The organism is Moraxella bovoculi 237 (assembly GCF_000696305.2).
Classification (GTDB): domain Bacteria; phylum Pseudomonadota; class Gammaproteobacteria; order Pseudomonadales; family Moraxellaceae; genus Moraxella; species Moraxella bovoculi.
Genome location: NZ_AOMT01000031.1, coordinates 26,802 through 38,581 on the forward strand (window position 1 = coordinate 26,802; position 11,780 = coordinate 38,581).

The 11,780-nt window shown below is 48.0% G+C and carries 11 protein-coding genes and 2 tRNA genes; 8 read left to right on the plus strand and 5 right to left on the minus strand.

From position 1 onward, the window contains the following. Positions 1–148 precede the first annotated feature (148 nt). The 5 genes from ppx to MBO_RS08285 all read left to right on the plus strand — a co-directional run bounded on the left by ppx (position 149) and on the right by MBO_RS08285 (position 5,505). Positions 149–1,708 (plus strand): exopolyphosphatase, encoded by a 1,560-nt coding sequence (gene ppx, locus MBO_RS08265; protein ID WP_080702243.1) that lies wholly within the window; start codon positions 149–151, stop codon positions 1,706–1,708. Between the two features lie 118 nt (positions 1,709–1,826). Then, complete coding sequence (locus MBO_RS08270; protein ID WP_036366637.1) at positions 1,827–2,624, plus strand: acetyl-CoA carboxylase carboxyltransferase subunit alpha; 798 nt, start codon at positions 1,827–1,829, stop codon at positions 2,622–2,624. 69 nt (positions 2,625–2,693) lie between these two features. Further along, a complete protein-coding gene (tilS, locus tag MBO_RS08275) occupies positions 2,694–4,022 on the plus strand; it encodes a tRNA lysidine(34) synthetase TilS (RefSeq protein ID WP_052585402.1) in 1,329 nt (442 codons plus the stop codon). 60 nt (positions 4,023–4,082) lie between these two features. Further along, a complete protein-coding gene (proC, locus tag MBO_RS08280) occupies positions 4,083–4,919 on the plus strand; it encodes a pyrroline-5-carboxylate reductase (protein ID WP_036366640.1) in 837 nt (278 codons plus the stop codon). Positions 4,920–4,938: 19 nt separating this feature from the next. Further along, positions 4,939–5,505 carry a YggT family protein gene (locus MBO_RS08285; protein WP_036366641.1) on the plus strand — a complete coding sequence of 189 codons (567 nt, stop codon included), beginning with the start codon at positions 4,939–4,941 and terminating at the stop codon, positions 5,503–5,505. A gap of 58 nt (positions 5,506–5,563) precedes the next feature. On the opposite strand, the gene MBO_RS08290 is transcribed toward MBO_RS08285, so the two are convergent. Next, positions 5,564–6,352: a hydroxymethylpyrimidine/phosphomethylpyrimidine kinase gene (locus MBO_RS08290; protein WP_036366689.1), complete on the minus strand. Its 789-nt coding sequence runs from the start codon at positions 6,350–6,352 to the stop codon at positions 5,564–5,566. 236 nt (positions 6,353–6,588) lie between these two features. On the opposite strand from MBO_RS08290, the gene MBO_RS08295 reads away from it, so the two are divergent. The 3 genes from MBO_RS08295 (at position 6,589) to MBO_RS08305 (ending at position 7,647) form a co-directional block, all read left to right on the plus strand. Further along, positions 6,589–6,678, plus strand: a tRNA-Ser gene (locus MBO_RS08295). Between the two features lie 117 nt (positions 6,679–6,795). Then, a tRNA-Arg gene (locus MBO_RS08300) sits at positions 6,796–6,872 on the plus strand. A gap of 226 nt (positions 6,873–7,098) precedes the next feature. After that, positions 7,099–7,647, plus strand: coding sequence for an RDD family protein (locus tag MBO_RS08305; RefSeq protein ID WP_036366644.1), 549 nt, complete (start codon positions 7,099–7,101; stop codon positions 7,645–7,647). A gap of 45 nt (positions 7,648–7,692) precedes the next feature. Here the strand turns inward: MBO_RS08305 and hemN are convergent, their stop codons facing one another. From hemN to MBO_RS08325, 4 genes are all read right to left on the minus strand, one after another. Beyond that, the gene (gene hemN / locus MBO_RS08310) at positions 7,693–9,093 is read right to left on the minus strand and encodes an oxygen-independent coproporphyrinogen III oxidase (protein WP_036366645.1); all 1,401 of its coding nucleotides are present in this window, start codon (positions 9,091–9,093) and stop codon (positions 7,693–7,695) included. 185 nt (positions 9,094–9,278) lie between these two features. Then, positions 9,279–10,295: a calcium/sodium antiporter gene (locus MBO_RS08315; RefSeq protein WP_036366647.1), complete on the minus strand. Its 1,017-nt coding sequence runs from the start codon at positions 10,293–10,295 to the stop codon at positions 9,279–9,281. A 47-nt stretch (positions 10,296–10,342) separates the two neighbouring features. Further along, the gene (gene pth, locus MBO_RS08320; RefSeq protein ID WP_036366649.1) at positions 10,343–10,921 is read right to left on the minus strand and encodes an aminoacyl-tRNA hydrolase; all 579 of its coding nucleotides are present in this window, start codon (positions 10,919–10,921) and stop codon (positions 10,343–10,345) included. A gap of 119 nt (positions 10,922–11,040) precedes the next feature. Continuing rightward, a complete protein-coding gene (locus tag MBO_RS08325; RefSeq protein ID WP_152545136.1) occupies positions 11,041–11,703 on the minus strand; it encodes a 50S ribosomal protein L25/general stress protein Ctc in 663 nt (220 codons plus the stop codon). Between the last annotated feature and the right edge of the window lie 77 nt (positions 11,704–11,780).

The window sequence follows — 11,780 nt, forward strand, 5'->3', positions numbered from 1 at the left end:
CGTTGATTAAGTTTTGAGCCGATTTGTAAAAATATCTTGTCAGTTGGTTAAATTTACCGTACATTAAAGTTTTGTTTGTCGATGTCTTTTTATTTGGCAAATTCACACATCTACACGACGATTTTATTGAAAAAAGTTAGGAATCCTTATGAAAACAGTTCAGGTCGATACCGCCGCCCGTCACGAACAAATCGCCAAATCCATCCACGAGACAGGATTGTCACGCGATGAGCTGATCGGCTCGATTGACTTAGGTTCGAACAGTTTTCATTTGGCGATCGCACGCTTGGATCATGGCGAAGTGCGAAAAGTCGCTTCGATCTCTGAGAAGGTTCAGCTGGCGGCAGGTTTGGATGAGAATAATGTCCTGTCAGAAGAAGCAATGCAGCGTGGATTGGACTGTCTGCACCGCTTTGCCCAACATTTGACCGAGGTAAATCCTAACCTGCTGCGTGTGGTCGCGACCAATGCGCTGCGTAAGGCGGTCAATGCACAAGAGTTCATTAAGCGCGCCAATCAGCTACTGCCAAAACCCATCGAGATCATCTCGGGGCGTGAAGAGGCGCGTCTGATTTATCTGGGTGTGTCGCACTCGAACGCCAGTACGGACAAGCGATTGGTGATTGACATCGGTGGCGGCTCGACTGAGTTTATCATCGGTCAGGGCTTTGAGCCGCTTGAGATGGAGAGCCTGCAGATGGGCTGTGTGGCATTCACCAAGAAGTTCTTTTTTGATGGTAAGATTGACGAAGAAGCCTTTGATCAAGCCATGAGAGCTACCAAGACCGAGCTGCTCTCCATCGAAAAACGCTACAAAAAAGTAGGCTGGGATAATGCCATCGCCTCAAGCGGCACCGCCAAAGCAGCATTGCTCGTGCTCCAAGAGCTGGGATTGGCGGATGAGTTCATCACTCTAAAAGGCATGGAGAAGCTAAAACGCCATCTGATTAAGCTTGGCGCCATTGATAAGATTGACTTTGAGGGTGTTAAGGCGCACCGTCAGGCGGTATTCCCTGCAGGCGTTGCCGAGCTGTTTGCGATCATGCAGACCTTTGGGATTGATCAGCTTGGCTATTCAGATGGTGCGCTGCGCGAAGGCGTAATGTATGACATGCTGGGTCGCATCAGCAATGAAGATGTTCGCGACCGTAGTGTGATGGCGATGGCAGAACGTTATTCTGTGGACATCAAACAAGCCGGTCGCGTAACGACCACGTGCGCACGACTCTTCGATGCGGTCAAAGACAGCTTAGGGTTTAGCGACGAAGATCGTGACCTGCTACGCCGTGCGGCGAATCTGCATGAGATTGGTCTTGCGGTTGGACACAGTCATTACCAAAAACACAGCGCTTATTTGCTTGAGTTCTCGGACATTGCAGGGTTTTCGCAGATTGGTCAAGCGATGATGGCGCAGATCGCTCGCAACCATCGTCGCAAACTAAAATCTGACGCGCTGGATGTTGCAGAGAGTTTGGGCGGGCGAAAGCTGGTTTGTCTGTGCTTGATTTTACGTCTGGCTGTACAGGCCAATCAAAGCCGTACCACCAAGGCTGCGCCCATCCATCTGGAGGTGGCAGAGGCTGATCGTTGGCAAGTCTCGGTGGGTGATGGTCTACATGATGAGCTGATCCGCTCGCAGCTAAATTCCGATGTGGCTCAGTTTGCCAAGTGGGGTATTCACTTATCTGTGCTGGGCGCTCAAGGTTAAGTGATTCGTTGGATGTCTTGTGTGACATCGCCATAAATATTTTTGATTAAAAATATTTAGCAAAATCAAAAAATATGTTAAACTGACTAAGTTTACATTTGTTCATTAGGATAATAACATGAGTACAGTTTGGGAAAGCGTTCAGCTTGCTCGTCACGCGAAGCGTCCATTATTTTTGGATTATGTGTCGGCCTTATTCACAGAATTTGATGAATTGCATGGCGATCGTGCCTTTGCGGATGACCGAGCGATCTTGGGTGGCTTGGCGCGTTTTAATGGTGAGCCTGTGCTTGTGGTGGGTCAGCATCGTGGACGTTCAACCAGAGAGCGTATCGCCCATAACTTCGGCATGGCGAACCCAGAAGGTTATCGTAAAATCATCCGTCTGGTGCAGCTTGCTGAACGTTTTGGCTTGCCTGTATTTACTTTTATTGATACTCAAGGCGCCTATCCTGGCGTGGGTGCAGAAGAGCGCGGTCAAGCTGAGGCCATCGCTAAGTCTATCGCTGTATTTAGTAGTTTACAGACGCCAGTCATCGCCACGGTGATTGGCGAAGGTGGTTCGGGTGGCGCGCTTGCCATTGGTGTGGCTGATAAGGTTAATATGCTTGAAAATAGCATCTACTCTGTCATCTCGCCAGAAGGATGTGCGTCTATCCTCTGGAAGACCGCCGAAAAAGCCCCTGACGCTTCAGAGGCATTAAAATTAAACGCCAATAACCTGCATCAGCTGGGCCTGATCGACGAAGTGATCGAAGAAGGGGCGGGTGCGCATGAGGATTCTGAGCTTGTGATGAAGTCACTCAAGCAGCTGCTAACTCGTCAGCTGGATGAGCTCAATCAGCTGCCTATCGATGAGCTGCTAGAGCAGCGTTATCAGCGTCTGATGGCGTTTAATTCGACCGTATCGCTATAAGCAATGCTGTTAAAATCCTGCCAAAAAAGCTAGAATACACATTCTGGCTTTTTTATTTACCTAACAACCATGCTGAACACGCTAACCCAAGCCTTTAACCACCAAGCGCAGAAGCTTGCCAATCGTACGCTGTATCTGGCGTGTAGTGGTGGGCGTGATTCTTTGTCGTTGGCATACGGCTGTTATCTGCTGCATCAGGCGGGCAGGATTGAGCAGCTTCCGATATTGCTGCATGTCCATCACGGTTGGCAGAAGGTTAATGATGATTGGGCGCAAGCTGTGGCGACGTGGGCGGATCAGTTTGGGTTTGATTGTCGGATTCTGCCCATTAAATTACCCAAAAATAGCGAAACCCACGCCAGAGAAGCGCGCTATACTGCCCTGATGTCAGTCATGAACGATGGTGATGTGCTGATGCTTGGACATCATCAGCACGATCAAGCAGAAACCATGCTCATGCGACTGGTGAATGGCTCAGGCGTGTCAGGGCTGGCTGCGATGCGACAATGGCAGCAGATGGGCGATAAGCGCATTCAGCTGTGGCGACCACTGTTGGGCGTGTCGCGTGATGATATCAGTCGCTTTGCTGATGAACATCATCTGCCTTATGTGGATGATCCGACGAATATCGATGATGATCATGCGCGCGGTAAACTTCGCAATCACATATTACCAAGACTTGGCGAGCTAAACCCAAAAGCTGTACAAAACATCACTCGCACAGCGCTATTGTTGGCACAGGCGAGCGACATTATTGATGAGCTGATCGATGAGAAGTTGGCGGATGTGACAGACTGTCTAACACAATCTGCGTATTACCAAGTGCTGGATATTAATCAGCTCTTAGCACTCTCATTAGCTGTGCAGTCAGCGCTTACCCATCGATGGCTGGGGTTGTCAGAGCCTATACCGCCGCCCAAGAGGTTGGTGGATGATGTTCTTTATTTGGCGCATCGCACCGATGGCGATCATCAGACGCAGCTTCTGTGGCAGGGCAGGCTAAATTATGTCATCTGTCGTTATCAATCTAAGCTGTATCGCCATCAAGAAGATGCATGGGCATGCCTAATGGCGCAGAATTATCCAAATGTGATTTATCATGATGATAAAATTATCCTAAAGAGCCATAAGGGGCTCTCCATCGTTTGGCAGATTTCGCGGCAGTTTGCCAATGTCAGCGCTGAACGCGTGCTTAGACAGACCAAAGTTAATATCAATCACAAGCAGCTGCATGGCAAAAAACTGGCGCAGACGCTTGGCATCCCAACATGGCTTCGCTCAAACCTATGGATCATTAAGTCTGATAATCGACCAGTGCTGCTGATCACAGTAGGGCGGGCTTGGCGGCTTGTTGGTGCTGATACTGACATAGAAAATATCGGCGCATACTTTGCGTGATGCGCGCGCATGGTGTACAATGCGTTTATTTTATGATTGTTGAGATATAAAAGGGGGGTTATGAGCATTTTGTCAGGAAAGACCATCAGCTTTATTGGTGGTGGCAATATGACATCAGCGATTGTTGATGGTCTATTAAAACTAAAAGAAGACGTCGGTGTTGATTTTGAGATTTGCGTGTCTGACCGTAACCCACCCAAGTGTGATGCTTTTACCGCCAAAGGCGTAACGGCAGTATCTCCGGAGCAGGCGCATGAGATTATCAGCCGTGCTGACGTGGTTGTGCTGTCGGTCAAGCCGCAGGTGATGGCTGAGGTCTGTCAGGATGTGGTGCCGCATTTATCTGATCAATTGGTTCTGTCGGTGGCAGCAGGGCTGTCTGTACGAACGCTTAGCGACATACTTGGTGGCTATCGGCGTATCGTGCGCAGTATGCCAAATCTACCATTGGCGATCGGGCTTGGGGCGACAGGGCTATATGCGGCAGGTGTCAGCGCTGAAGACAGAAAGTTGGCGGATGCCATCATGCGCGTTTCGGGAATCACGACCTGGGTGGATGATGAAGAGCTCATGCATGCGGTGACGGCAGTGGCAGGCTCTGCACCGGCTTATTTCTTCTACATGCTTGAGCACATGATTGCGCAGGCTTCTAAGATGGGTCTGGATGCGCATGATGCCAAGGCGCTCGCCATTCAGACGATAATCGGCGCAGGTGAGCTTGCCAAGACAGGCGATCCATCCACTCTACGCGAACAAATCACCTCAAAAGGCGGCACAACCGCTGCCGCATTGGCTGTATTTAATGAGCAGAACATGGGGCAGACCATCCAAGATGGCATGGCAGCGTGCGTTAATCGCAGCCGCGAACTTGGTGAGATGCTAAGTAAATCCAACTGATTGATGATGCTTTATTTTTATGAATAATCCTATTTTTATTATCACCAACATGGTGATTAACTTTGCGCTGATTGTGCTATTTGTGCGTTTTATGATGCAGTTGGCAGAAGTAGATTCAAGCAGTCCTTATATGAAAGCGACTAAGCGGATGACTGGTGTGGTTGATGTATTCTCACGCATCTTCCCGAATGTGGGCGCAGGGCGTATCAGTGTGGCAGCCGTCGTGCTTATGCTGCTGTTATACTGGATCAATACGGCAGCTAATGCCTTTATCTTGCAAGAGTCAATCGATGCACTGACGCTGTTCTTTGCAGGCACTTTAAAGGCGATCATTCAGTTCCTGGCGATGCTTCGTTATATCATTCTTGGGTCGGTTGTGGTCAGCTGGGCTATCATGTTGTTCAATGTGTCGCATCCTGCGGTCCTATTAGTCGTGCAGCTGTCTGAGCCGATCATTGCGCCATTTCGTCGCATTATGCCAAATCTTGGCATGCTTGATTTATCGCCGATTTTGGCTCTGTTCTCTTTGCTGCTCGCGGAGAAATTTATTGCCATCATCGGTGCGAACATTCTCATGAAATTGTAATTTATAATAAATAAAAAAAAGCGCATGGCGATAACCATGCGCTTTTTTATTTAACAGCTTAAATGAACCGATTGGGAATGAGCTGAGCCTTTGGGTTGTTCGGGTGTGGAACATCAGCGTGTTGCAGGGTTTTGATGATCCATGCGTCGGCATTGGTAACAGCTTCGATGAGTGTGTCACCCATAGCCAATCGACCTGCGATGTGGCTGGCGAGTGAACAGCCAGAGCCGTGAAATTCACCCTCGAGGCGGGTAATGATGCTGGTGTGAGCGATTGCACCATCGACATATAGAAACTGTTCGATGTCGCCGCTCTCAAAGTCGTGCGATGTCTTGACAAGGACCGCCTTTACGCCTTTATCGTTGAGTTTTTTGGCGCAGTCATGCAGATCATCCAGCCCAGCTAAGGCTCGCAGCTCATGCGTGTTGGGTGTGATGAGCGTGGCATAAGGTAAAAGCTGCTCAAACGCTGCTACCAGAGTCTCTTTATTGCCAAGACTGCCACCAGAGTTGGCAACCAGCACAGGATCGAGCACAAATGGCATGCCAGCTGCGATCTTGCCTGCGGCGAACAGATTGGCGAGCGCCTTGATGTTATCTACTGTGCCTAGCATGCCTGATTTGATGGCGGCAACAGGTAAGTCGTCGAGTACCGCAGCTGCCTGCGTGGTTAATAATTCGCTGGATGTCGGTTCAAAGCCAAACACCGCTTGAGAGCTTTGAACGGTGATGGCAGTGCATGCCACGGCAGCGTGCGCACCTGCTGCACCGATCGATTCAATGTCGGCTTGCAGTCCTGCACCACCAGAAGGATCAAGCCCCGAGAAACAAAGCACCGTCGGACGCATCTGATGTGTCATTTGAGATTCCTTATATGATTAGTATGAGATATATCATAGCAAATTTTAATAAGCCTGTGACAGAATTGTCCCAAAATCTATATCCAAATATCAAAATGTCCACGTCACGATCGTTTTTTATAAGATTTTTGGAAATTTTAATAAAAAACTACTTGCAAAAGCCCAAAACTTTGTTATAATTATCGCCCACAACGTTCGGTGATTTATCACTGATAATTGTAGACGGTGACGTGGGTGAGTGGCTGAAACCACATCCCTGCTAAGGATGCATACGGGAAACTGTATCGAGGGTTCGAATCCCTCCGTCACCGCCATTTATTTTTTAAGCCATTAAAAATTTAAAAAATAAATAAAAAATCGCTTGACATACTAAAATTATCTAGTATAATAGCCGACCATCAAGACAACAGCAAATAATCTTGATAACACATGCACCCGTAGCTCAGTTGGATAGAGCACTTGGCTACGAACTAAGGGGTCGGGAGTTCGAATCTCTCCGGGTGCGCCATATTAAAGAATCATCAAAATCTTAAGGTTTTGATGATTTTTTTTGCCTATTTTTTGCATGATGTTTGGGTGGTTCTTTGGGCGGTTTTGTCACTAGGTAAACCTATCAAATCATGATAAAATAGGCAAAAAATTTTGATGATAACGCCATGACCAAGTCTATAAAGCCCACCAAAGCTCCAAAAATCGCCACACAACGTGATGAGCCTGTTGTCATTGCATCGTCAATGGCGCGATTGATGACCATGCTGTATGACGGGATGCTGATTTTGGCGATGCTTTTTTTGGTTGGGTCGATTTTATCGGTGGTGGGCACGATGATGTTCGTGGATGTCGGCACCACTGCCCAAGATGCCAAAGAGCTGCCCAAATGGTATCAAAATGGTGTGATGACGCCTGCATTTGTGCTGACGCTTGTGGGATTTTATGGCATATTTTGGCGAAAATCGGGTCAGACTCTGGGCATGCAGACATGGCGACTAAAAACCGTCAATGCAGATGGGCATCTTCTGACTTGGGGTGATAGTTTTAAGCGCATCATTGGCGCGTGCCTGTTGCCGTTGCTTTGTGCTTTGGTTGGTGCACTCATTCATGGTTCGCGCTTGGCGGTATTGTTTAGTGCGTTTGTCGGTTTGTTATTCAATTATGCGTTTTGCTGGTTCAACCGTCGTGGTTTGGCCGCGCACGATATTCTGTCGAATACCATGACCCTAAAAGTGCCAAAATACGAACATGAAGGCATTTTCTCATCGCTAAAAAAGAAAACTAAAAATTAATCTAACACATAAAAAAGGGTGTTTTGCCCTTTTTGATGTTAAGCACTAAATTACCTTCGAGAAGCGGTTGGTGTGTTTTTTGGCAAGGTATTCATCAAATACCATGGCAACGCTACGCCCCAAGATACGACCCTTGGGTAGAATCTGTACGCCTGTGTCGTTGATGCTCACCAGTCCGTCTGCTTGCATGTCATCTAGCTTCGTCAGCTCATCTTTAAAATAAGCTTTGGCATCGATGTCAAATCTGTCGCTAACGTCCTTGAAGTCCAATCGGTCGTGGCACAACAGATTCATGATGACATAGCGGCGCAGCTCATCCTTAGGATCAGATTCAATGTGCTTAACCGCAGGCAGGGCGCCATCATCAATCATGCGCTTATATTCGTTCAGGTCGGTGTGATTTTGTAAGATGTGGCGGCCAATCTGACTGATGGACGACACCCCAACCCCAAGCAAATCACATTCGCCAAGCGTCGCATAACCCTGAAAATTGCGGTGTAATTTACCGCTGCGCTGAGCAATCGCCATCTCGTCATCAGGACGCGCGAAATGATCGATGCCGATGTATTGATAGCCTGCTTGGGTGAGTGCATTGATGGTGTTGCCGAACATGGTTAGTTTGTCAGCGGGGCTGGGCAGGTCTTCTGCCTTGATGCGACGCTGCGCGGTGAAGCGCTCTGGTAGATGAGCATAATTAAACACTGACAATCTGTCAGGCGCAATGTCGATGATACGCGCCACCGTGTCCGCCATGCTCGCCACCGTCTGATGTGGTAGGCCATAGATTAAGTCAATATTAATAGATCTAAAGCCCAGCTTGCGCGCATCTATCATCACCTGTCTGGTCATCGCTTCAGGCTGTACGCGGTTTACAGCGATCTGAACTTTCTCTTCTAAATCCTGCACGCCAAAGCTAAGACGATTAAAGCCAAGCTTGCGCAGAACGGCTAAGGTGTTTGGTCTCAGTTCGCGCGGGTCAATTTCTATAGAATAATCACCATCGGCGGCAAATTGGAATTCTGATTGTAAAAAATTCCATAGCTGTGCTAATTCGTCATCGCTAAAAAAAGTTGGCGTGCCACCGCCCAGATGAAGCTGTTTAACGATGGGTGTGCCACGAAGCAGGGATTTTTTGTGTTTAACTTCACAAATGAGGTAATCTAGATAGTCACCAGCATCGCTATTTTTCTTAGTGATGATCTTATTGCAGCCACAGTAGTAGCAAAGATGACGACAGAACGGCACATGAAAATACAGCGACAGAGGCGTGCTCTCATCCCTTTGATTTAAGATGGTGTGCTCCATGCCCTCGGCGATGGGCGTAAATTCAAGCGCGGTGGGATATGAGGTGTAGCGAGGGCCTTGGCGGTTGTATTTGTGGATAAGTTGTTCATCGAAGCGAACACCACTAAAATGTAGCGGCTCTGGATTGGCATAAGGATTCATAATGCACCTTGGCGACGGCTAACAGGTTTGGGATATTATACCTGTTGTGTGTAAAATTTGCCAATCAGCCACTTGGTGTATCTAGGATGTTTGCTAAATTTATCATGTGATGATGACTTTTGCATGTCATCCCAAAACAAATGAACCGCCCAAATGAGCGGTTCATTTATGGGTCGGTCATTGGTTTATGCACCCAAGGCGCTCATGGCAAGCCAAGCGCTATAACCGATAAAGCAAGTGATGAAGCCGACACCAACCCCGCGCCCTAGTTTGCCATTGCCTTTTAGGGCGAATGCGCACAGAAGGAGAAGTGCAGCGGTAATGGCACACATCACCATGACATCGCGGTTAAGTACTTCAGCTGCGACCACCACGGGTTCAATGGCGGCAGCGATACCTACGACAGCCAACGTGTTAAATAGGTTCGAGCCAAGCACGTTGCCCAAAGCCAGATCAAATTCACCACGATGAGCGGCGATGATGGAAGAGACTAACTCAGGCAGGCTGGTACCGATGGCAACGATGGTAAGCCCAATGATTAAGTCCGACAGACCCCACAGTGTGGCAAGTTCAACTGCGCCCCACACGATCAGACGTGAGCTACCAATCATGACGAACAGCCCAACGACCAATCTAAATAGCGACTTACCGACATGCACTTCATCAGGATCAGGCAGTTCATTATCTTCTTCCGCCTCTTCCTCTGCTTCCTCGTAGGCGGCGAGTATCGAGCTTTCTTTGGCGGCTTTGGCGTATGTCTTGGCGACGTAGATCTGAGTAGCAATATTAACGAACATGACCGCCAATAAGATAATCGCGTCCAATCTGCTAAACTGCCCGTCCAGCATCAGCACGACGCTGAGAATGGTTGCACCGATTAGCCAAGGGAAGTCAAGTTTTAGAGCGTCTTTTTGAATGGCGATGGGTGCGATGAGTGCTGTCACACCAAGCACAAGCGTGATGTTCACGATGTTTGAGCCATAGGCATTGCCCAATGCGATGCCAGGGCTGCCTGACAATGCTGACAGTGCTGAGACAACCATCTCGGGTGCTGACGTGCCCACGCCGATGATGAGCGCACCGATGAGCATTTTAGGCATGTGGTATTTGGTGGCGATGCCAACCGCGCCATCAATGAATGCATCGGCGCTAAAGATAAGCAGTACTAAGCCCAGAGCGACCGCCAATAAAGAAAGTATCATAAAAATTCCAAAAATCAATCAAAATATCAGCTGATGCCGCAGTGGGATTAGCTAAGTTTAAATCCGTTGATGGCGTTTCTTGCCTTGTCGAAGTCGCCTGCCATGATGAGATTAAGATTATCCAAGGCGCAGTCTAGTGCCTTATCAATGTTGATACCATCATCGCTGCTTGGCTTAGACAGCACCCAGCCGCTGACTTTGCTGGCGTGACCAGGGTGCCCGATGCCGATACGCAGGCGATGAAAATCTGCACCGATGTGGGGCAAGATGTCTCTTAGACCATTATGTCCGCCATGCCCGCCACCTGTCTTTAGGCGAATACTGCCAGGCGCGATATCAAGTTCATCATGCGCGATGAGAATCTCGGTGGGCGCGATGTTATAAAACTTCGCCAAAGGAACAACCGCAAGCCCTGAGCGGTTCATGAACGTATCAGGCTTTAGTAGGCGAACGTCTTGACCAAAGATCGTACCGCGACCCACCTCGCCATGGAATTTCTTGTCGTGGCTTAGGCTGATGCCGAATTGCTCGCTGATTTTATCAACAAACCAAAAGCCAGTATTATGGCGCGTGTCTTTATATTCGTTACCGGGATTGCCAAGTCCTACAATGAGTTTGATGGTCATGTTGATTGATACTGGTGAAAATTGATGGTTATTATAGTCAATTTTTATTCAAATAGAAAGAAAAGGACAAAAAAGCCAGTAACGGTTTACTGGCTTTTGAGAGGTGATCATAAAAAACATTATTCTTGATCTTCTGCGTCAGCACCACTCTCTTTAGTTGCTTCTTCTGCGTCAGCTTCTTCAGTTGACTCTTTAACTTCTTCAACGGTTGGTGCTTGCATGCTGACAATCGCATTTTCCAGTTCGCTGTCGTCTTGCAATACCAAGCTTAGACCTTGAGGTAGTGTCACATCGCCCAAGCGGATGTTATCACCCACTTCTAGTTTGGCAACATCAATCTCGATGAATTCAGGCAAATTGCGTGGTAAGCAAGTCACTTGAATGTCATTGACAAGCTGAGTAAGAACACCGCCAGTTTTCTTGCCAGCTGATTCTTCTTCATTGATGACACGCACAGGCACGCTAAAGTTCATTTCTTGACCACGAACGATGCGTTGGAAATCGGCGTGTAGTGGGAAGCCTTTTGATGGGTGGCGTTGTAGTGCTTTGATGATGACTTCTTGTTTTGTACCATCTAGCTCAATGTCGATGATGCTAGAAAAAAACGCATCTTCTGAAATGGCTTTAACCAACTCGTTGGTCTTGACACAGATAGAAACTGCTTCACCTTCACCGCCATAGATGATGGCAGGGATTAGGTTTTCTTTACGCAGGCGGCGGCTCGCACCTTTGCCCTGCTCTTCTGCAGAACGTGCTACAGCATTTAGAGTATAGCTCATGATGATTCCTTAAAGTGGAAAGTAAAAATAAATCCAGACTTGCGACCAGTCTATCATTTCCTATTGCTTAGCATTAGAAA